Annotated in this window: 21 protein-coding genes; 5 read left to right on the forward strand and 16 right to left on the reverse strand. The window is 63.8% G+C overall.

Annotated elements, in window-relative coordinates; genetic code table 11:
• Nucleotides 1-257: 257 nt before the first annotated feature.
• Complete coding sequence (locus AADZ78_RS24325) at nt 258-1,871, reverse strand: DHA2 family efflux MFS transporter permease subunit (RefSeq protein ID WP_085252612.1); 1,614 nt, start codon at nt 1,869-1,871, stop codon at nt 258-260.
• Nucleotides 1,872-2,093: 222 nt separating this feature from the next.
• Between AADZ78_RS24325 and AADZ78_RS24330 the strand changes: the two genes are divergently transcribed.
• The 3 genes from AADZ78_RS24330 (at nt 2,094) to AADZ78_RS24340 (ending at nt 5,320) form a co-directional block, all read left to right on the forward strand.
• A complete protein-coding gene (locus tag AADZ78_RS24330; protein WP_085252588.1) occupies nt 2,094-3,593 on the forward strand; it encodes a tryptophan 7-halogenase in 1,500 nt (499 codons plus the stop codon).
• A 93-nt stretch (nt 3,594-3,686) separates the two neighbouring features.
• The gene (locus tag AADZ78_RS24335) at nt 3,687-3,851 is read left to right on the forward strand and encodes a hypothetical protein (RefSeq protein WP_139828972.1); all 165 of its coding nucleotides are present in this window, start codon (nt 3,687-3,689) and stop codon (nt 3,849-3,851) included.
• The gene (locus tag AADZ78_RS24340) at nt 3,851-5,320 is read left to right on the forward strand and encodes an alpha,alpha-trehalose-phosphate synthase (UDP-forming) (protein ID WP_085252589.1); all 1,470 of its coding nucleotides are present in this window, start codon (nt 3,851-3,853) and stop codon (nt 5,318-5,320) included. The genes AADZ78_RS24335 and AADZ78_RS24340 overlap by 1 nt, the downstream gene beginning before the upstream one ends.
• A gap of 189 nt (nt 5,321-5,509) precedes the next feature.
• Here the strand turns inward: AADZ78_RS24340 and AADZ78_RS24345 are convergent, their stop codons facing one another.
• The 4 genes from AADZ78_RS24345 to AADZ78_RS24360 all read right to left on the reverse strand — a co-directional run bounded on the left by AADZ78_RS24345 (nt 5,510) and on the right by AADZ78_RS24360 (nt 7,921).
• Nucleotides 5,510-5,920, reverse strand: a complete 411-nt coding sequence (locus AADZ78_RS24345; protein ID WP_085252590.1) for a PIN domain-containing protein — start codon at nt 5,918-5,920, stop codon at nt 5,510-5,512.
• Between the two features lie 2 nt (nt 5,921-5,922).
• On the reverse strand, nt 5,923-6,135 hold the full coding sequence (locus tag AADZ78_RS24350) for a hypothetical protein (protein ID WP_239655031.1): 213 nt from the start codon (nt 6,133-6,135) through the stop codon (nt 5,923-5,925).
• Between the two features lie 293 nt (nt 6,136-6,428).
• Complete coding sequence (locus tag AADZ78_RS24355; protein WP_085252592.1) at nt 6,429-7,235, reverse strand: ABC transporter permease; 807 nt, start codon at nt 7,233-7,235, stop codon at nt 6,429-6,431.
• Nucleotides 7,232-7,921 carry a phosphate ABC transporter ATP-binding protein gene (locus AADZ78_RS24360; RefSeq protein ID WP_204080524.1) on the reverse strand — a complete coding sequence of 230 codons (690 nt, stop codon included), beginning with the start codon at nt 7,919-7,921 and terminating at the stop codon, nt 7,232-7,234. The genes AADZ78_RS24355 and AADZ78_RS24360 overlap by 4 nt, the downstream gene beginning before the upstream one ends.
• A gap of 194 nt (nt 7,922-8,115) precedes the next feature.
• Between AADZ78_RS24360 and AADZ78_RS24365 the strand changes: the two genes are divergently transcribed.
• Nucleotides 8,116-8,418, forward strand: coding sequence for a PadR family transcriptional regulator (locus AADZ78_RS24365; RefSeq protein WP_085252593.1), 303 nt, complete (start codon nt 8,116-8,118; stop codon nt 8,416-8,418).
• Between the two features lie 524 nt (nt 8,419-8,942).
• Nucleotides 8,943-9,524 carry a hypothetical protein gene (locus tag AADZ78_RS24370; RefSeq protein ID WP_085252594.1) on the forward strand — a complete coding sequence of 194 codons (582 nt, stop codon included), beginning with the start codon at nt 8,943-8,945 and terminating at the stop codon, nt 9,522-9,524.
• A gap of 91 nt (nt 9,525-9,615) precedes the next feature.
• Here the strand turns inward: AADZ78_RS24370 and AADZ78_RS24375 are convergent, their stop codons facing one another.
• The 11 genes from AADZ78_RS24375 to AADZ78_RS24425 all read right to left on the reverse strand — a co-directional run bounded on the left by AADZ78_RS24375 (nt 9,616) and on the right by AADZ78_RS24425 (nt 21,228).
• Entirely contained in the window at nt 9,616-10,098 is a 483-nt protein-coding gene (locus AADZ78_RS24375) for a mammalian cell entry protein (protein ID WP_139828974.1), read from the reverse strand.
• Between the two features lie 11 nt (nt 10,099-10,109).
• The gene (locus AADZ78_RS24380; RefSeq protein WP_085252596.1) at nt 10,110-10,859 is read right to left on the reverse strand and encodes a mammalian cell entry protein; all 750 of its coding nucleotides are present in this window, start codon (nt 10,857-10,859) and stop codon (nt 10,110-10,112) included.
• Entirely contained in the window at nt 10,859-12,541 is a 1,683-nt protein-coding gene (locus AADZ78_RS24385) for a virulence factor Mce family protein (RefSeq protein WP_085252597.1), read from the reverse strand. Before AADZ78_RS24385 ends, AADZ78_RS24380 begins: the two co-directional genes overlap by 1 nt.
• 10 nt (nt 12,542-12,551) lie before the next feature.
• Nucleotides 12,552-13,703: a virulence factor Mce family protein gene (locus AADZ78_RS24390; RefSeq protein WP_085252598.1), complete on the reverse strand. Its 1,152-nt coding sequence runs from the start codon at nt 13,701-13,703 to the stop codon at nt 12,552-12,554.
• The gene (locus AADZ78_RS24395; RefSeq protein WP_085252599.1) at nt 13,703-15,106 is read right to left on the reverse strand and encodes a virulence factor Mce family protein; all 1,404 of its coding nucleotides are present in this window, start codon (nt 15,104-15,106) and stop codon (nt 13,703-13,705) included. The genes AADZ78_RS24390 and AADZ78_RS24395 overlap by 1 nt, the downstream gene beginning before the upstream one ends.
• Nucleotides 15,103-16,164 (reverse strand): virulence factor Mce family protein, encoded by a 1,062-nt coding sequence (locus tag AADZ78_RS24400; protein WP_085252600.1) that lies wholly within the window; start codon nt 16,162-16,164, stop codon nt 15,103-15,105. The genes AADZ78_RS24395 and AADZ78_RS24400 overlap by 4 nt, the downstream gene beginning before the upstream one ends.
• Nucleotides 16,154-17,206: an MCE family protein gene (locus AADZ78_RS24405; protein WP_085252601.1), complete on the reverse strand. Its 1,053-nt coding sequence runs from the start codon at nt 17,204-17,206 to the stop codon at nt 16,154-16,156. The genes AADZ78_RS24400 and AADZ78_RS24405 overlap by 11 nt, the downstream gene beginning before the upstream one ends.
• Nucleotides 17,206-18,408, reverse strand: coding sequence for a virulence factor Mce family protein (locus AADZ78_RS24410; RefSeq protein WP_085252602.1), 1,203 nt, complete (start codon nt 18,406-18,408; stop codon nt 17,206-17,208). The genes AADZ78_RS24405 and AADZ78_RS24410 overlap by 1 nt, the downstream gene beginning before the upstream one ends.
• A 4-nt stretch (nt 18,409-18,412) precedes the next feature.
• The gene (locus AADZ78_RS24415; RefSeq protein WP_085252603.1) at nt 18,413-19,255 is read right to left on the reverse strand and encodes an MlaE family ABC transporter permease; all 843 of its coding nucleotides are present in this window, start codon (nt 19,253-19,255) and stop codon (nt 18,413-18,415) included.
• Nucleotides 19,256-19,316: 61 nt separating this feature from the next.
• Entirely contained in the window at nt 19,317-20,081 is a 765-nt protein-coding gene (locus tag AADZ78_RS24420) for an MlaE family ABC transporter permease (RefSeq protein ID WP_085252604.1), read from the reverse strand.
• Nucleotides 20,082-20,319: 238 nt separating this feature from the next.
• Nucleotides 20,320-21,228 (reverse strand): 3-oxoacyl-ACP reductase, encoded by a 909-nt coding sequence (locus tag AADZ78_RS24425; protein WP_085252605.1) that lies wholly within the window; start codon nt 21,226-21,228, stop codon nt 20,320-20,322.
• Between the last annotated feature and the right edge of the window lie 11 nt (nt 21,229-21,239).

A 21,239-nucleotide genomic window follows, 5' to 3' on the forward strand; every position in this document is an offset into this window, starting at 1 on the left:
CGAACAGCCTTTCAGGAAAGGGTAAGCTGCCCACCAAGACACGAAAGCCTGCTGGCGCGCATTCAAAGCCGCTCGTCGTCGATAAAGCCGGGTCGCAGATCCACATCGCCGCTCGTCGCAACCTGTGGCGCCAAGAAAAAGCTAGTGCAGTACCCCGACCTTGAACATGGACATATGGCCTTGTTCTGCGTGCTGCGACGCAGCACACCGCACATCGACGCACACCTGCTCCCGACATCGAGACCACGCTCCGCGGGCTACGGGCGGGCTGCTGGATGGGTGGATCCAGGCTTACGCAACAGCGCCGCGGGAATGAGCGTCAACGCCGTCAGCGCAAAAGCAACGACGAAGACGACGGTGTATGCATGGGACAGGTCACGCATGACACTGACCGCGAAATCGGGGCTAAGAGCTCGCCGGGGAATGACGGCCGGGTCGGGGGGCACTTCAAACCTATTTCGCTTTTGTAGGTTCGCAATTTTGTGTGCGGTCGAAACGTTTTCGCTGCGGCTGAATTGAATGGTCAAGATCACCGACATCAGCGCGTAGGCCACCGAGGCGGCTATTTGCTGATTCACGCTGACCAGGGCTGAACCGCGTGCGATCTGATGCGGGGCCAAGGACTGCACGGCGGCTACGGATGCCGGCATCTGCATGAAACCCACACCCAGACCCACGATCGTCATCCCGGCGACCAGGATGGGAAAGTAACCGACCCGGTTGGCAACACCGTAAGCAAAGATGCCCGCACCCGTGCTGACCAGTATGGCGCCCACCATCAGGACTTTCCCTGGTCCATGCTTATCCAGGGACCTACCGGCGAGCGGCACACCCACTAACGCGCCGAGTCCGACCGGGATGGTGGCCAATCCAGCCTGCAGGGGCGTGTGGTGCAGCAGCTCCTGAAAGTAGCTGGGATATATCAGCCCAGAACCGCAAAACGCGACGATAAACAGAAACATCACGGCGTTGGCGAGGGTGACCACACGGTTGGCGAACAACCGCATATCGATCAGCGGATGATCGGTGCGATAAAGGGCATGGAAGACGAAGCCCGTGATCAACACCACGCCGATGGTGGCCGGTAGGCACACCTCGGGGTCGGCCGCGGTACCCCGACCGGGCAGGGACGATAGGCCATACAGTAGTGTCGCCAAGCCGGGCAACAGCAGCAGCACGCCGATGAAGTCGAAGACTTCCGACGGTCTCGGTTGATCCTTCGCGAAGACGATCGCTGCGAGGACCGCCGTGCCCAGGCCCACCGGAAGGTTGATCAAAAAGATCCATTTCCAGCCGTAGGTGTGGACCAACCAACCTCCCAGGATCGGCCCACCGATTTGGCCGAGCAGTGCCGGTACGCCGACCACCGCCATGACCCGACCGGCGCGCCCAGGACCGGCCTCGCGAGTCACGATGGTGAGGATCAGGGGCATCAAGACGCCACCACCGAAGCCCTGACACACGCGAAATATGATGAGCAACATGATGTTTGGTGCTGTCGCACAGAGCACCGAACCCACTGTGAAGGTCAGAACTGAACCAATGAATAGTCGTTTGGCACCGAATCGATCGGCTGCCCATCCGGCCAGCGGGGTAACCGTGGCCAGCGCGAGCACGTAGCCAGTCATCGTCCAGGCAACGACGGCTTCGGTGGAGTTGAACACGGTGACAAACGTGCGTTGGGCGACAAAGACGACCGTCGTGTCCAGACATACGATCATCAAAGCCAGCACGCATACGCCGGCGATCCGGAGCAACCGGGCGTCGACGTGCCGCGGATAGTCGGGTTCGTAGCGGCGCTGAGACCCAGACGTTTCGATGTCCCCGCTGCCAATAGCGACACGGCTTGCAATCCGCTGGACGTGCTCCATCGCGATTCTCCATTGGTCCTGGGTGTGCAGCTTCGAGAAGTGCACCAGGAGCGCGCGGCCGGCGACATTGCAGCGATGCCCAGAATTCGGCCCGTATGACGGTCAAACTGCACATTGCGCCAATGCGCATTCGTCGTACCAAATTGACTACTGTGAGCCGTCCCGACGACTGGCAGCGGTCATGACAACACTCCCGAAAGGAAGTCGAGAGGAACAAAAGAGATGGCCCTGACGAATCCGGAAGAGTTCGATGTGATCGTGGTCGGCGGTGGTCCCGCCGGCTCGACATTGGCGGCTCTGACGGCCATGCAGTCGCACCGGGTTCTGGTATTAGAAAAGGAATTCTTTCCTCGCTATCAGATCGGTGAATCCCTGCTACCGTCCACGATCCACGGGGTCTGCCGTCTGACCGGAGTGGCCGACGAGCTCGCTAAGGCGAACTTCCCCCGGAAGCAGGGCGGCACCTTCAAGTGGGGAGCCAGTCCCGAACCATGGGCCTTCTCCTTTTCGGCCTCTCCGCGGATGGCAGGCCCGACCTCCTTCGCTTACCAAGTCGAGCGTTCGAAATTCGACGAGATCTTGCTCAACAACGCCCGCCGTGTCGGAGCCGAGGTTCGCGAGGGCTGCGTGGTCACCGACGTCATCACTGCCGACGGCCGAGTGCTCGGAGTGCGATACACCAACGGTGACGGCAGCCCACGCGAAGCTCGTGCGCGGTTCGTGATCGACGCTTCGGGAAACAAAAGTCGCCTGTACCAACGCGTGGGCGGAACGCGGAGGTATTCGGAATTCTTCCGCAACCTGGCTCTTTTTGGTTACTTCGAGGGCGGCAAGCGGATGCCGGAACCGAACAACAACAACATTCTCTGTGTGGCGTTCGACAGCGGATGGTTTTGGTACATCCCGTTAAACGAGACGCTGACGAGCGTCGGCGCGGTCGTGCAGCGGGAGATGGCCGAGAAGGTGCAGGGCGACCCCGAGACGGCGCTGAAATCCCTCATCGAGGAATGTCCCATGATCTCGGACTTCCTGTGCTCGGCCGAGCGGGTAACTAGCGGCCAATACGGGAAAATCAGAGTCCGCAAGGATTACTCCTACCACCAGACGACGTTCTGGTGCCCGGGCATGCTGCTAGTCGGCGATGCGGCATGTTTCGTCGACCCGGTGTTTTCTTCGGGTGTGCATCTCGCGACCTACGGCGCTCTGCTGGCAGCCCGGAGTATCAACAGCGCGTTGGCCGGGCTCGTCGACGAGCAAACGGCGATGAACGAGTTCGAAGCCAGGTACCGGCGCGAATACAGCGTGTTCTATGAATTCCTGCTGTCGTTTTACGAGATGCATCACAGCGAGACGTCGTACTTCTGGCAGGCCAAGAAGATCACCAAGAATGACAGACCTGAGCTCGAGGCGTTCATCGAGCTCGTCGGCGGTATCTCGTCGGGAGAGTGCGCCTTGACCAACGCTGACGCCCTCGCGGAGCGCTTCCAGTCACAATCTGCGGAGTTTGCCGGTGCGGTGGACAAGGCCGGACCAAACGGGAGCATGGTGCCGATGTTGAAGTCCTCGCTCGTCCGCCGGCTGATGCAGGCGCTGTTTGAGGGCAGCGCCCAGGAACAGATCCAGGGCCTGCTCGGCAAGGATGCTCCGCGGGATCGGCCACTGTTCCCCGGTGGCCTGGTGGCGTCGCGTGACGGCATGTTTTGGCTTCCGGCAAATCAATGATGCGTCGGTCAGCGTCAGTTCCCTGGCCCGCACCGTCACCCTGGCCGAGTGCCGCGGCTGCGGCCGGATCTTGATCTCATTTACAGTTGTGTAATGCCTACCAAATCTGACCATGGCGAAATCGGTGATGTGGAACCGGTGGCCGACAGCACCGCGAGCCAGGCCAGGCGTGTTGTCGCCGCATATGCGAACGACGCCGATGAGTGCCGCATTTTCTTGTCCATGCTTGGTATTGGGCCGGCCAAGCTCGAAAGCTAATGACTCCCAGGGGAGGCCCCAAGACAGGCGGCGACTCCGAATTTGTGGTGGTCGCCAACCGGCTACCCGTTGATCTGGAGCGACTTCCCGACGGTACGACGACCTGGAAACGCAGCCCAGGGGGGCTGGTCACTGCTTTAGAGCCGTTGCTCCGCAAACAGCGCGGGGCCTGGATCGGCTGGCCCGGATTGGTGGATGGCGACGCAGACGCGGCTGCGGAGCCGGCCGTCCAGGATGACCTACGGCTTCACTCGGTACATCTGTCCGCCGAAGACGTTGCTGACTATTACGAGGGGTTTTCCAACGCCACACTGTGGCCGCTGTACCACGACGTCATCGTCAAACCGATCTACCACCGCGAATGGTGGGAGCGCTATGTCGACGTCAACCGCCGCTTCGCCGAGGCCACGTCGGACGCGGTCGTCCAGGGCGGGACCGTATGGGTGCAGGACTACCAGCTGCAACTCGTGCCGAAAATGCTTCGCGAGCTGCGGCCCGACCTGACCATCGGCTTCTTTCTGCATATTCCGTTCCCGCCGGTGGAACTGTTCATGCAGATGCCCTGGCGCACCGAGATCGTCAAGGGTTTGCTCGGTGCCGACCTGGTGGGTTTCCATCTGACCGGCGGCGCCCAGAACTTCCTGTACCTGTCCCGCCAACTGCTCGGCGCCAACACTTCTCGGGCATTGGTGGGCGTGCGATCGCGGTTCGGTGAGGTGGAGCTCGAGTCCCGCACCGTTCGGGTCGGGGCGTTTCCCATTTCTATCGACTCTGGCGCACTCGACCACGCCGCCCGCGACCGCAACATCAGGCGACGGGCCCGGGAGATCCGGGCGGAGCTCGGTGATCCCCGCAAGATCCTGCTCGGCGTGGACCGCCTCGATTACACCAAGGGCATCGACGTCCGGCTGAAGGCTTTTTCTGAACTGCTCGCCGAAGGCCGCGCAAAGCGCGATGACACGGTTCTCGTGCAACTTGCGACCCCGAGCCGCGAGCGGGTGGAGAGTTACCAGATCCTGCGTAACGACATCGAACGCCAGGTCGGCCACATCAATGGCGAATACGCCGAAGTCGGTCACCCGGTGGTGCACTACCTGCATCGTCCGGTTCCGCGGGACGAACTCATCGCGTTCTTCGTGGCCAGCGACGTCATGCTGGTCACCCCGCTGCGCGACGGAATGAACCTGGTGGCCAAGGAGTACGTCGCCTGTCGTAGCGACCTGGGCGGCGCCCTGGTCCTGTCCGAATTCACCGGTGCCGCAGCCGAACTCCGGCAGTCCTATCTGGTCAACCCGCACGACCTCGAAGGCGTCAAGGATGCCATCGAGGCCGCGCTCAACCAGACCGTCGAAGACGGACGGCGGCGGATGCGGGCACTGCGACGGCAGGTGCTCGCCCATGACGTCGACCGCTGGGCCCGGTCGTTTCTCGACGCCCTCGCCGAAGCGCACCCTAAAGGCCAGAGCTAGTGTCTGGCACGGAATTTCGGTGACGTATTCGCAGGGGCTGTCAAGCGGCGGGCGTGAGGGAGGTGTCTTCGTGGGCGGCCGTGCCGGGGGCCCCGCACGGCGCGCGGTGTGATCGAGGACCAGCAGCGCAGGTCAGTTGGCCAGCGCAAAGTGGCTCTTCCGTGCGAGACCATCGCCGCCATTGGGTGATCATCCGAACGGGTTGCGCACGCGAACGCCCTCTATGAGCTGGCCGTCATTGAGATCCTCCGACCAAAGGGTGCCACAGTGCAGCTCAGCGGCGCTGCGCACGATCATCGCATCCCAGAACGACAGCTGATGCCGGTGCGACAGCAAGGCCGCCGCCACGACATCGTCTGCTAGTGGCGAATGAACGCGCCAGCGAGACAGGCTACGAAGTCGATCGACCGCCGCTTCCAGTGTGACCGGAGCAGCGACCTTCCGGGTGGCGTTGACGAAGAACTCTTGCAGCACCTGCACGCTGATTGCACCGCTTCGTTCCTGCCAGAGACGGCCCACAAGGTCGGCGGCACGGTCATGACGATGTCCTGCAGCAGTGTCGTAGGCGTACAGCAGGACATTCGTGTCGACGAAGTCCATGGTCAGCGTTCGTGAACCTCGTCGCGTGACCAGGTGATTTCACCCACGCGCAGACCGATGCCCTCTTTCATGAGGCGGCGTTCCTCCACTGCCACGTCGTCGTAGTCGCGGACGTCGCCGACGAGCTGTTCCAGCAGCCGCGCGACCAGCCCGGACACCGATGTATCGCGCTGCGCCGCGAGGATTTTCGCGCGACGGACGAGTTCGTCTGGCATCGAAAGCGTGATATTCCTCGTTGCCATGTGAATTAGTGTAGCACTGAATCACGGGGATTTTGGTTACTAACCAGCTCGCGCAACTATATGGAAGCTGCGCCCGGCTGCGCCGCGCTTGCGATCGCCACTAGGCACGATGGTGGCGACCCGCTGCGCCCGGCTGCGCCGCGCTTGCGATCGCCACTAGGCACGATGGTGGCGACCCGCTGCGCCCGGCTGCGCCGCGCTTGCGATCGCCACTAGGCACTGGTGGCGACCCGCTGCGCCCGGCTGCGCCGCGCTTGCGATCGCCACTAGGCACTGGTTCGGGTCGGCGCGGAGGTTTCGGGTCGCTGCCTCAGCGGCAGTAATCGATGGTCCCGAGTGAACACCAGGCGGACGAGCCCGAGGGCGACGACGACAGTGGTGGCTGCGACCGAGCCGAGGATGAGGAACATCACCACCGCCTGCACGAGCACTGCCTGGACCGGGGGTACTCCGGCGAGGATCAGTCCGGTCATGGCGCCCGGCAGGAACACCAGTCCGGTGGCTTTGGTGGTTTCGATCTGCGGGGATATCGCCGACCGCAAGGCGGTTCGCAGGTATGGGGCGGCGGCCTGGCGAGAGGGTTGACCGAGGGCCAGCCTAGCTTCGACCTCGTCGCGCTTGTCGCGCAGCTCGTCGACCAGGCGCCACGCCACCAACACCATCGCGGTCATCGAGTTGCCGATCATCATCCCGGCGATCGGCACCAGGGTTCGTGCCTGCAGCGGGAACACCCGCAGCCCAAATATCACGCCCAGGCTGATCGCCGCCGCCGCGGTGAACGCGGCGATCGCGAGCGGCGCCAGCCGGGGCACCTCCGGCGCCCGTCGGCGGGCCACGTCCCCGGCATACGCGATCATGCCTGCGGTCCACGCCCATGACCACCACAGCGAACGGCCTGGCTCGAGTATCAGCGTCAAGGCACCGCCTACCAGCAACAACTGGACCAGCGCGCGAGCCGCCGCCCACAGCACTTGACGCTGTAGGCCCAATCGCTGCCACAACGAAATCGCCGCGGCCAATACCACCAGGGCCAGCGACGTCGCCAGCCCTATCCAGCCGACCTGCCCGTTCACCGCGTGCCCGGTCCGTTGTCGGAGTCCATGGGGCCGAACCCGGTACACCGGCCCCGCTCCATGTGCAGAACGCGGTCAGCGACCCGCTCCACTTGCGCCGGGTTGTGAGTGACCCACAGGGCCGGAATGCCATCCTGCGCCAGCTCCCGCACCGCACGCTCGATCACCTCGGCCGCATCCGCGTCGACGGCCGACGTGGGCTCATCCAGCAGTAACACCTGGGGCTGCGCCATCAGCGTGCGGGCCAGACACATGCGCTGCGCCTCGCCACCGGAGAGCGCCATCGCGTCGCGGTCCAACCACGACCCCGCCAACGCCACCCGCTGCAGCGTTTCCCGCATCCGTGCCTCCGAAGCCTCCGGCTCGGCGACGCGCAGGTTGTCGGCCACTGTGCCGGGAAACGGCGTCGGACGTTGGAAACACATCCCCACCCGGCGCCGCAGCCAGAGCGGGTCGATCCCCGCGACGTCCTTGCCGCGGAACGACACTCGTCCGCTGGTCGGCACGTCCAGGCGGTTGCACAAGCGCAGCAGGGTCGATTTGCCCGATCCCGATGGTCCAAACACCGCCGTCACCCCCCGCGCCGGAATGGTGGCGGTGAATCCGTCCAACGCGCGCACCTGCTCGCGTTCGACGACGACGTCGACAAAGCCGAACACCGAATTCTCGTCCCTGTCCTGGTCCACCAGTGCCTCTCCACCCGTCCGGGACCAGGTCGGCTTGGTCCCGAAAAACTATCGGAAAACGATATCGGAGTCCGAGTTGTCTGCTACACGCTGTCGACGTCGGTTTCATGATGCTGTTGCGGCGCTGGTGAGCCCGCACACGGTAGAATCGCTATCCGATATCGGTTTCGTCACCGGCGTGAGGTGGTCTGGGGTTGCGGGAGTTTCAGCGGGCCGCGGTGCGGCTGCACATCCTGCATCACGCCGCCGACGACGAAGTCCACGGCGCGTGGCTGACCGAGGAGCTGGGCCGCCACGGATACAAAGTGAGCCCCGGCACGCTGTATCCGACCCTGCACCGCCTCGAGGCTGACGGCCTACTGGTCTCGGAGCAGCAGGTCGTGGCCGGCCGCACCCGCCGCGTCTACCGGGCGACCCCGGCTGGGCGCGCAGCGCTGGACGAGGATCGCCGCGCGCTGCGCGAGCTGGCGCGCGAAGTCCTGGGAAACGAGGCCTGACCTTTTTCCGGTCCTATTTGTAAACATGTTTGACATTATGAGACCTATGTTGTATTCACAAATTTTGTACTCAGAAATAGTTCCGCTGCGCAAAATGTGGCGGTAGCATCGGAACTTCCAAGCAAATGAAGGGAATGGTCAATTGGGCGCACAAAAAAGCACCACGATGCGTACGGTCGGAGCGGTGGCCGCGCTGCTGGGCGCCGTGCTGGCGATGCTGCTTACGGGCTGCACACAGTTTCAAAGCGGCGACTTAGGCCCTGGTCGGTCCCCTTCGATCGGTATGTCATCGCACTCGCTCGACGCGGCACCCGGAGTGAATTCAGTTAATTATCAATGACGTAGTAATCGCATTGCCAGGCGTGTCAAAAGAATTGACAACCTGAGGTATTGAAATCGCTTGGTAATAACGAAGCAGGTCCACCAGACAGCGTCCGCGACTATTCGGCGACTGACGAACCCATGGTTTTCCCGCCCGAACGCTGTGATACTCAATGCAGCTTGGGCGTGAAGGGAGGATCGAGGTGAACATCCGTCGCGGGCTGGCCGCTGGCGCCGGCATCGTCTTTGCCGTTGGCACTGGAATCGCCCTGGATTCGGGCGAACCGGCACGCGCGCTGGGACCACCGCCGGACGGCGCCTACGCCTTGAGCGAGGCGGGTGTGCCCGGGGCGACCTGGACGATTACCGCGCTGTGCGATCAGCCATCCGGAACCCGCAACATGAACGACTATTCCGACCCGATCGTGTGGGCGTTCAACTGTGCGTTGAACGTCGTGAGCGCGACGGCGGGAGCGCCGATCACCCGCGAGGATCGCTTGCAGAACTACAGCGGCAGGGCTCGAATGTCCAGCATGCTGTGGACCTTCACGGTGAGTAAGCCAGAAGGCGTTTCGTGTCCGGGTGGCGGCACCGCGCCCACCACCGATACCTATGCGTTCAGCGACGAAACGCTGAGTGGCACCCACACCACCCTGCACGGCGCGGTGTGTGGCCTGCAGCCGGACATGAAGAAGGAACCGTTCTCGCTGCAGATGACCGGGCCGCCACCCAGCCCGATCGAGCGTTACCCGTTGTACTGCAACGGCATTGCGATGTGCTATTAGCGCTGGGGACTACCCCCGGCCGCCGAGACTCAAGCCACGCACATCCGTCGCGGCGTGCCGTGTACCTGGTGTCAGTGTCGCGGTTGCCGCATTAGATCGGGGTGATGTAGGCGATGAGCCATTTGCCGTCGATCCGCTTGAAGTCCACCCGCAGTCGGCTGCCGTCGTAGAGCGGCTGCCGTGACTTGTCGGTCACGGTTCGGTTCATGTAAACCATCACCGATGCCGAATTACGTTTGGCGGCCATAACTCCCACGCCGACGACATTGGCCTGGACCACCACCTCGCGCTTCTTGGCCTCCGGGATGATCTGCGCGTTGGCGCTCTTCTGGAACTCCTGGCGATAGTCGGGCGTCAACAACGGATACGCCTCGTTGAGGCTGCGTTCGACGGTCTGGTAATCGTAGGCGAAGACTTGGGGTATTTCCTTGGCCGCCAACGCCGGCAACACCGCTCGGGCCGCCTCTTCGCCCCGGGTCTCCACCCGGTCCCAGTAGAACCACCCACCGGCCGCGGACAGCCCCACGATCGCGATGAGTAGCAGGCCGCTGGCGACGGTGAGCAGCCCGCGCAGCCACCGACGCATCAGTTGCCCCCGTCGGGATACTTGAGGTCGTATCCGGTCATGTGCCCAGCCTCGTCCTCGTGGACGATGACCCGCAGCCGGTAGGGCATGGATGGCTTGTTGACACCGTCGATGTCGGCGACCGTCACCCGCACCGACACCAACACCGACGCGTTGTCGCTGACCGCGTCGATGCCTTCCAGGGCGGCGCCATTCACGACGGCCTCCGAGGTCGCGTTGGTGGAGCGAAACAGGCCCTTGAGGTTGTCGACGTTGTTGTTGGCGCTGAGCATGCCACGAAGCGGGCCGCTGGTGCCGTTGACGAATCTGTTCACGCTCTCGTCGATGGTGTCCGGCGTGTAGCTGAACATGTTCACCACCGTCTGGGTGGCGGTGTCGACGAAACGCTGTTCCCGGGCTTGCTCGGCGTCGGCCTTTCGCTGCTGCAAGGCCAGCACGGTCACACCGACGGCCAACGCGACGACCACCAGCAGGCCGCCGGCGGCGGTGATCCAGCCGACCAGTGTGCGATGAGCGGGCCGCCGTGGTGGCGGCCGGAGGGTCGTCAACCGTTTGGCGGACTTGGCTTTCGGCTTCGCCTCGCCCTTGAACTCGGCCTTGAGACCAGCCTGGGCCTCGGGCGGAACCTGGACGGCAACGGGGGCCGCTGAGCTGGCACCCGATTCAGTTTTGGCCGGGCCCGCCGCGCGGGACGCCCGCCTGCGCACGCGTTGCGTCGTCGACTGCTGTTCTGCCACTACAGGATCCACTACATCGGCTTCGGAGCGAGCATCAGGTCCACCCAATTCTCGGCGCTTGATGCGCCGACGATTCCGGACGCGAAGATACCAGTGCCGCCCGCCGGGTCCTTGAACAGCCCGGTGGTCGGGTCGTAGGTGGTATAGGCCGTACCACTGGCCTGCGGTTCCGGACCTGGCGCCGGTCCGGTGCCCAACGGCGGGGGCGGCGGCTCAAGGTACTTCGGGAATGGAACCTGCGGCGGTTCCGGTGGATACCCCGGCGGCATCCACGACGTGAACGGCGGCGGTGGGCCATTGTCGTTGGGCGGCGGCGGAATGTACGCCGGCTGGTTCGGCGCCGGCCCCGGACCGGGTGTCACACCGGGCGGGGGCGGTCCAACAATAGGAATGCCCGGGTCCGGATCGGCTCCCGGCGGTATGTACGGGAAATGGTTGGGCGGCAAGATGTTTAGCCCATTTGTGACGGGCGTGTCGTACGGGATCGGCGGGCCCCGCCACGGGTTGGTGCCGATCGGCACATAGCCGCGCGGGTCGCGACACAGCGCGACCGTCGGCGCCCGTTTGCCGGGGAACTCCTGGCACGGGTAGTTACGGGCACCACGCACGTCGGTGGGGTCGTTCTGAGCTGTCTTGCAGTACATGTCGGTGGGGATCTCCCGCACCGACTCGTCGGCGGGCGTCCGCATCAGCGGCGGGGGCAGGAAGCCGGTGTTGCACGGCGGTGGGTCGTTCAGGTCGAGCTTGAAGTCCAGCTTGGCGCCCTCGTCTTGGGGTGCGCCGCCGGCAGAGGTGGTGATCGCGGCGAACAGCGCCGGGAAGACCACCAGGAGCTGTTCGATCGTCTTGTGATAGATCACACCTACCCGGCCCAGGTTGGCCAAACTGGCGGCCAGCGTGGGAAAGGATGGGCGGATGCCGGAGAACGCGGTGTTGGCCTCGTCGATCGCGCCCGGAGCGGTAGCCAGCGTGTCGCGCAGCTGTGGGTCGGCACGCCGGACCTCGGAAGTGAGCCGGGCCAGCCCGTCAGCGAGCGCCTTGATGTCGCCGCCGGCGCGAACCTGTGCCTGCAGGAACGGGCCCGCCTGGTCGATCAGCTGCGATACCTGCGGGTAGTTGGTGTTGGCCTCGTCTACCAGCAATCGCGCGGATTCGACCAGCCGGGCCAATTCCGGACCGGTGCCATTGGTTGCGGTGAACGCCTCGTGCAGTAGCTCGCGCAGCCGGGTGTCGCCGATGCTACTGACCAGCGTCTCGGCCTGCTTGAGCAAGTCGGCGACGTCTTGGCCGATGCGGGTGTTCTGCCGCTCGATGCGAGATCCGTTGCGCAACTTGGCCGGCGAGGGATTGTCCGGCGGCACCAGATCGATGTACTGCTCGCCGATGGCCGAAACACTCTTCACGCTGGCGGTGACATTCGACGGAATCGCGGTGCCGCTGTTCAGGCGCATCTCAGCGGTAACCCCGTTGGGGTTCAACTCCACCGATTCCACGCGCCCGACGGCGACACCGCGGTAGGTGACATTGGCGTTCTTGTACAGACCGCCGCCCGCGACGAAATCGGCGCTCACGCCGTAGGTTCCGATGCCGAACGTGGCGGGCAGGCGCAGGTAGAAGATCGCCATCACGGTCAAGGTGATGGCGGTGATCACCGCGAAGATGGATAGCTGAATCTTGGTGAGTCGGTCGATCATCTTTCCGCCCCTACTGTGTCGCCGTACCGGGCGGAATCTTGAACGGGTCGGCGGCTTGTCCGGACAGGTTGGCCAGTTCGCCGACGAGAAAGTCGGGCGGGTTGACTATCTCGGCCATGTGCGCCATGTTCGGGTCGAAATAAGCCGTGGTGAAGAACGTCTCACCGATCCGGCGCAAGGTCAGATCGAACGTGGTGAACACGTTGAGATAGTCGCCGCGCACGGCCTGCTTGATGCCGAAGTTGGGGAACGGGAACGTCAGCAAAATCTGCAACGAGGTGACGAAATTCTTGCGGCTGTCGTTGAGGGCCTTGACAACCGCATACAGGTCTTTGAGGTCGGCGGCGAAATCCACCTTGGTCTTGGCGAGCACGTGCGAAGTGACCATCGCCAGCTTCTTCAACGCGGCGAATGCGTCGACGATGTGGTCCCGGTTCTTGTTAAGCACCCGAACCGCTTCCGGCAGCGTGTCCAGCGCTCGGCCCAGATTGTCCTTGTCACGCGCCAGGATTGCGGAAAACCGATTCAGCCCGTCGACCGCGTCGATGATATCGTTGACCTGCCTGTTGAGGCCCGCCGTCAGCTCCGCGAGCCTGGGGACCAGGTCGATGAACTGGCCCTTCCGGCCGACCACCGCTTGGTAGGCCTCGTCGGTGATCTCTTCCAGCGCACCGACATTGCCCTTGTTGACGACCACGCCGAGTGCGGAGAACACCTCCTCGGTGGTGGGATAGCGGCCGGTGTGGGACTCCGCAATTCTCGACCCATCGACCAGCCTGCCCTTCGGGGGTTGGTCGCTCGGCGCGGCCAGGTCGATGTGCAGCGAACCCAAAAGTGACGTCTGGGAGACCTTGGCGATCGCGTTGGCCGGCAGCACCACGTTCTTGTCGAGCGCCAACTTCACTGCGGCATAAAACGATCCGTCGGGCCGTTGCTCGGCGGATATTCCGGCGACACTGCCCACGGTGACATCGTCGACCATGACCGGCGAGTTCTGCGGCAGCGTCGCCACATCGGGCAACTCGATGGTGATCGAATATGCGCCACCTCCATGGCCGGCGGTACCGGGTAGCGGCAGCGAGTTCAGCCCGCCGAAACTGCAACCGGCCAGCAGTACGCTACCGGCAGCTAATGCGCTGCCACGCAACCAGATTCGGCTCATCAGCCGCCCCCCTGCTCGGCGGGCGCCGGCCCAGGCGCCGACGGCCCGGGCGCGGGACCGGGCGCCGGCCCTGGCGCGGGACCGGGCAACGGGCCGTACCCCGGCGGGGATCCCGGCGCTTGCGGGACCAGCAGGGCTTGCAGATCTGTCTGATTCGATGCCGGATGCGTTGGCTGCGCCGGTATCCACGTCAACTCCGGAATCGGTGTCTCCGCTTTTGCCTGCGTGGCCGGGGTGTCGTAGATGATCTGGCCCTTGTACGCCGTAATGGTGTTGATCGGGTGGAACATGATCGGCGGGTAGTTCACGGTGAGCCGGCGCAGCACCGGTCCCAGCCGCTCGCGACAGAGCTCGGCGCGCCGGAAGTAGTCCGGCGCCGACGGCCCGGCCGCGGTGTCGAAGGAGCCCCCACAGATGAATTGCACCGGGTTCATGAAGTTGGGCAGCGACAACAGGCCGTTCAAGGTGCCCTGCGCGGGGTCATAGATGTTGTAGAAGTTGGCGATCCCCGGGCCCGCCACATGCAAGACCTGTTCGATGTTCTCGCTCTGGTCGCTGAGGGTCTGGGCAAAGTCGTTGAGCTGGTTGACCGTTTCGATCAACGTCGAGTTGTTCTCGTGCAGGAACCCTCTGATGTCCGAGAGCGCCTGGTTGAGCGTACCCAGCGTGTGGTCCAGGTTGCGCGAGCTGTCCGCGAGCACCTGCGACACCGATGCCACGTGTCCGGCGAACTGCACGATCTGTTCGTTGCTGTCCGCCAGCGCATCGACCAGTACTTGCAGATTCTTGACGGTACCAAAGATATCGTTGCGCGAATCCCCAAGGCGCCCAGCCACTTGCGAAAGTTCCTGCAGTGCGCTGTGGAACGAGTCGCCCTTGCCGTCGAGGGTGTCGGCGGCCTGGTTGATCGCCGCGCCCAGCGGGCCCTGCAACTCGTCGGCCGCCGGACTGAGTTGAACGGACAGTTTGGTCAGCGCTTCCTTGACCTCGTCCCATTCCACCGGGACCGCGGTGCGGGTCAGGTCGATGCTGGCGCCGTTGGGCAGTGTCGCTCCGCCGGTATATGCCGGGGTGAGCTGAATGAACCGCGCCGCCACCAGGTTTGGCGACATGATGACAGCCTGGACGTTCGGGGGAATCTTGAGATCCTTGGACACCGACATGGTGATCTTGACGTCGGACGGGCGCGGCTCGATGCTGTCGATTTCGCCCACTGGCACGCCGAGGATGCGGACCTGATCTCCGGGGTAGATCCCGACGGCAGAAGTGAAGTAGGCGGTGATTTTTCGGCCGGCGCTACCCGCGGAGAACAGCGCGTAGGCGCCACCGATCAGCGCCACGACCAACACGACGATGGTGACGGTGCGCAGCCCCTTGCTGCCGAAACGTCGCGGCGCCGTCATGGTGACTTCGGCCTAATGATCCAGCGCTCTTGAATCATTCCCCGCAGATTGTCAGCGAGGCTATCCGGCAGCTTGCCCGGCTGGAAGACGGCGTCGAACATTACCCCTACCAATGGGGCCGGGATCGCCCCGAAGACGTTGACATTGAATCCGGGCCCGGAGCCGACCACCTCGCCTAGCGTGGTCGCATACGGGGGCAGCCGCTTGAGGGCCTCGGTGATGTAGTCGCGGCGCTCGTTGAGGTTGCTCAGCACCAGGTTGAGCTTGTTCAGAGCCGGGCCGAACTCCTTGCGGTTGTCGGCGACAAAGCCGGAAATCTGTGCTGAGACATCGTCGATCCCCGCGATCAACGCGCCCAACGCGGCACGTCGCTCGTCGAGTGCGGCGAACAGTTGGTTGCCGTCATCGATGAGCTTGTTGACCTGGGCGGCGCGTTCGGACAACACCGAGGTCACCGTCTTTGCGTGCGCCAGCAGCCCTTTCAGCGCCTCGTCACGGGTGTTCAGCGTGCGAGAAAGCGTCGTCACGCCGTCCAGAGCGCCGCGCAGGCTCGGGGTGGCGTCGTGCAGCGTCTCGGTCAGCACCTTCAAGGCCTGCTCAAACTGGGGTTTGTTCAGGTTGTTCGCGTTTTCGCCGAGATCCTCAAGGGCGCCGGCAAGCGTGTAGGGCGTCGTGGTCCGGCTCAACGGAATCGTCGTCGCACGGCCGGTGCCGGCCGGGGTCACCGAAATCGAGCGCTCACCGAGGATGGTGTCGGTCCGGATCGCGGCCAGGGACTGGTCGCCGATGACGACCTTGCGGTCCACGTTGAAGGTGACCTTGGCGCTGTTGCCGGCCAGGCTCACGTCCGACACCTTGCCGACTTTGAAACCTGACACCAAAACCGCGTTACCGGGTGTGATACCGCCCGCGTCGGAGAAGTAGGCCTCGTACGTCTTGCCCTGCGGCCAGAACGGTAGCCCGCTGTAACCGAACGCGATGAGCACGACGAAGATCACCACCGCCAACCCCAAGATGCCGGTGCGAAGTGGGTCGCGGTCTCGCTTGCTACTTGGCAAAAGCGCACCTCCCCTTACTGGGATCCACCTGGCCGCCAAAGGGGATCAAGATGTCGCTACCGGCCGGCCCATTGATCTTGATCGTCACGGTGCAGAAGTAGATGTTGAAAAACGATCCGTAGGCGCCAAGCGCGGCCAGGCGCAGGTAGTCCTCGCCCAGTTGCTCGACGTCGTTGTTGATCTCTGCCTTGCGGTTATCCAGTTCGGTGGCCAGCGGCCGGGCATTTTCCAAGATGCCTTGCAACGGCCTGCGCGAATTCCTCAGCAGCTCAGTCAGATCCGTCGTCGTTGACGAAAGCGGTTGGATAGCACCGGCGATCGCGTCCTTGTTCTTGGCCAGTCCGGTAATCAGCTGCTGCAGCTGGTCGACGCTCGCGCTGAATTGAGCGCTGCGCGCATCGATGGTACCCAGCACCGTGTTGAGGTTGTTGATCACGTCGCCGATGAGCTGGTCACGTCTACCCAGCGCCGACGAGAAGGCACTGGTATCGGCGAGCACGTTGGCCAACGCGCCACCTTGACCCTGCAACAACTCGATGACGGCGCTGCTGATCGTGTTGATCTTGTCGGCGTCCAGGCCCTTGAGCACCGGCTTCAGCCCGCCCAGCAGCGCATCGAGATCCAGGGCCGGCTGGGTGTGTTGAGAGTTGATCGTCCCGCCGGGGGGCAGCTTGCGCAGCTCGCCCGGCCCCGACGTGATCTCCAGAAACCGGTCGCCGACCAGGTTTTCGTACCGGACCACCGCACGCGTCGACGAGTACAGCGTGTAGCGCTTGTCGACGCCGAATGTCACATCAATGGTGTTGTCCGGGTTGAGCTTGACGCCCTTGACCGCGCCGACCGGTACTCCGGCGATGCGCACCTTCTGGCCCGCCTTCAACCGCGACACGTCGGTGAAGGTGGCGTGATAACTGGTCTCCGGGCCGAACCGGAAGTCACCGAATACCACCACCAGGGCCGCGGCCACCAGCAGCATGACCACCGCAAAAACGCTGACCTTGATCACCATCGACCGATGCGACGGCATGCCCCCGCGCGCCATCAGAAGTCGTCCCGTTCCGCGAAGGCGCCGTGGAACAAGAACTGCAACGTCGACGGCGCGTCGACCTGAACCTCGGTGAACGGCTCATAGGGAATCAAGGCGTTGTCGGTGACCAGGAACGGCGCCCGGTAGAACGACCCGCCGGTCTGCTTGGTCGGAATGTCGGGCAACCCACGGCAGTTCGGCCCCCCGGAGGCGTTGACGATCGGCAGGCTCTCCGGATAGGTATACGCGGGCGCGCCCAACACGAAGCTCGACGACGTGAACAGGCCGGCCTTGCGGACGCCGATCAGCGGCGCGAACTCTCTGACACCGCGATCGATGCCGGCGAACAGGCAGCCGAATTCCGGTGAATACTCGCCGGCCACCTTGAGCGGGGCCCGCAGCCGGTTAATGGCGGCGATGAAGTCCTGTTCGGCCGGCTCCAGCGTCTCGTAGGCGTTGTTGGCCAGGCCGATGGTGGCCAACAACGTGTTGTTGAGGTTGTTCTGCTGGTCCACGAGGGTCTTGTTGATCGTCGGCAGGTTGTCGAACACGGTATTGAGGTCGGGGGCGGCGTCGGCGTAGTAGCCGGTCACGATGCCTACCTTGCGGAAATCCTCCTGCAGGGTGGGCAGCTTCGGGTTGGCTTGGCGCGTCAGGGTATTCAGTCCAGACAGCAGCGCACCCAGATCGTCGCCGTGGCCACGCAGCCCCTCCGACAACGCGCTCAGCGTCCCGTTGAGTTCGACGGGGTCGATCTTGTGCAGCAGGTCGATCAGCGACTGGAACAAGGTGTTGACTTCCAGCTGGACCGCCGAGGCCTCGACGCGCGCACCCGGACGCAGCGAGCCCGCCGGCGCGCCGGTGGGCGGGATGAATTCCACCGACTTGGCGCCGAAGATGGTGTTGCCGGCGATGTGCACCGTGGCGTTGGACGGGATGAAGTGCAACTCGTTGCTGTTGATGGCCAGCCTCAGCCGCGCCTGCTCACCGCTGTAGCTGATGTCTTCGACCTTGCCGACCTGGATGCCCCGGTACTTGACCTTGGCATCCTTTTCCATCACCAGCCCGGCCCGCGGCGACGAGACCGTGACAGTTTCGGTCGAGGTGAAGGCCGCGGTGTAGGACAGGTACGTCAGAACCGCGGACGCGACAAGCAGGCCACCCAGCAGCGCCGCCGCCACCCGCACAGCCGTGCGTCGTGATCCGGTGCCTGCCATGGTGTTACCCCGAGAGATTGAAGTTGCCGGACGCTCCGTAAACGGCGAGCGAGATAAACAAGGTAATGACCACCACGACGATCAGCGAAGTACGCACCGCCTGACCGACGGCGATACCGACGCCGACCGACCCGCCGCTGGCGTTGTAGCCGTAGTAGGTATGCACCAGCATCACCGCGATAGCCATCACGATGGCTTGCAGAAAAGACCACAACAAATCGGATGGGATGAGGAAGGTGTTGAAGTAGTGGTCGTACAGACCCGCGGATTGTCCATTGATGAACACCGTGGTGAACCGGGCCGCGAAGAACGCGGCAAGCACCGACAGCGAATACAGCGGGATGATCGCGATCAGGCCGGCAACCAGCCGGGTGGACACCAGGTACGAAACCGAATGCACCGCCATGCATTCGACCGCGTCGATCTCCTCGGATACCCGCATGGCGCCCAGTTGTGCGGTGGCGCCGGCACCGATGGTGGCGGCCAACGCGATCCCGGCAATCACCGGGGCGACCACCCGCACATTGAGGAAAGCCGAGAGGAATCCGGTGAGCGCCTCAATACCGATGTCGCCCAGCGACGAATAACCCTGCACCGCGATCACACCACCCGACGCCAGCGTGAGAAACGCCGCGACCCCGACCGTGCCGCCGATCATCACCAGCGCGCCTGCGCCCAGTGTCATCTCGGCAACGTTGCGGATCGTCTCCTTCCGGTAGCGGGTGATCGCGTTGGGGACGTAGCGCATGGTTTCGCCGAAGAACAACGCCTGCTCGCCAAAGCTGTCGACCGGCCCCTGAAGCCGCGACATGAATCGGCGAAAGCGGATAGTGGCGTCGTAACTCATCCCATGCTCACCATCGCGCTCCCGCCATCGTCTGTTACTTCGCCTACTTCGCCTACTTCGCCTACTTCGCCGAGATTCGTACGCCGATGGCAGTCATCACCACGTTGATCACGAAAAGGCAGATGAACGCGTAGACAACCGTTTCGTTCACGGCGTTGCCGACGCCCTTGGGCCCGCCCTTGACGGTCAGGCCACGATAACAGCCGACCAGCCCGGCCATCACACCGAACAGCAGAGCCTTGACTTCGGCAAGGATCAACTCACGCAATCCAGTGAGCACGGTCAACCCGTTGATGAACGCTCCCGGGTTAACGCCTTGAAGAAAGACCGAAAATACATAGCCACCGGACAACCCGATGGCGCACACCAAGCCGTTGAGCAGCAGCGCGACCAGTGTGGAAGCCAAAACCCTAGGCACGACGAGCCGCTGGATCGGGTCGATGCCCAGCACCCGCATCGCGTCGATCTCCTCGCGGATGGTGCGGGCACCCAAATCGGCGCAGATCGCGGTGGCACCGGCACCGGCCACGACGAGCACCGTCACCACCGGGCCCAGCTGGGTGATGGTGCCGAATGCCGTTCCGGCGCCGGAGAGGTCGGCGGCGCCGATTTCGCGCAGCAGGATGTTGAGGGTGAACGCCACCAGGACGGTGAACGGGATGGATACCAGCAGCGTGGGGACGAGCGAAACGCGAGCGACCATCCAGGTCTGATCTAAAAACTCGCGAAATTGAAACGGCCGCCTGAAGGCGGCACGTACAGTATCGAGCGACATTTCAAAAAACCCGCCGACGGCCCGGGCCGGAACGGCAAGTTGTTGGATCAACTTGGTCCCCCCGTCTGCTGCTCGCGGCGAAGTCGGTATAAGGGTTGGGTGCGTCCTCAGTTCGCACGTTGCTCGGTGTGAGCCGGCTCATATTAACCCAGAACAACTTCGCCGTGTCAATGAACTATATGTCTATATCAACTGCGTTAATTTCGCTGGTTACGCCCCATCTCGCGGTCTCATTCTGACACCTGTTCTAGCCGTCTGCGAGCCCTGGCAAACGGCCTCGATCCGCTCACTAAGTCATTAGACGGGTGGCGGCGAAGTTGTGTTCCGGATTCCGGCCAGCAAAGTAGTCCTGCAGCGTCGCGCTCAGCTGAGCGGGCTTCCAAGCCGGGCCGTCCGCGCTGAATTGACGCTCCGCGCTCGGCGGGGCAACCAGCGTCACCCGGGGGCCATACACGATGAACACCTGACCGTTGACTTCCGCGGCCGCCGGCGACGCCAGGAACTGGACCAGGGTTACCACATGCTCCGGCGACAACGGATCAATGTCGCCGTCCTCGGGCGCTTCGCCGAAGACGTCGGCCGTCATCGCGGTGCGCGCCCGCGGGCAGATCACGTTGGCGCGCACCCCGTAGCGGCCCAGCGCCCGCGCGGCCGACAAGGTAAGCGCGGTGATACCCGCCTTGGCGGCGCCGTAGTTGGCCTGCCCCACCGGACCGACCAGGCCAGCCTCCGACGAGGTGTTGACGATCCGACCATAGATAGCGCCCTCTTTGGCTTCCTTGGCTTTGGTGCGCCAGTAGGTCGCCGCGTTGCGGGTGAGCAGGAAATGGCCACGCAGGTGCACGGCGATAACGGCGTCCCAATCCTCGTCGGACATGTTGAACAGCATCCGGTCGCGGGTGATGCCGGCGTTATTTATCACGATGTGCAGTCCGCCCAACCCGTCGGCCGAAGCGATCAGCTCGTCGGCCGTGGCACGCTGGCTAATGTCACCGGCCACCGCGACCGCCTTGGAGCCGGCGGCACTGATTTCGTCGATGACGTCGGAGCCGTCCAGGGCGGTGGCAATGTCGTTGACGACGACGGTGGCGCCGAGCCGGGCGAGGCCGATCGCCTCGGCGCGGCCCAACCCCGCGGCCGCGCCGGTCACCACCGCGACCCTTCCGGATAGATCGGTCGCGTTCGTGCTGCTACTCAATTTATGAATAC

The organism is Mycobacterium riyadhense, assembly GCF_963853645.1.
GTDB lineage: Bacteria > Actinomycetota > Actinomycetes > Mycobacteriales > Mycobacteriaceae > Mycobacterium > Mycobacterium riyadhense.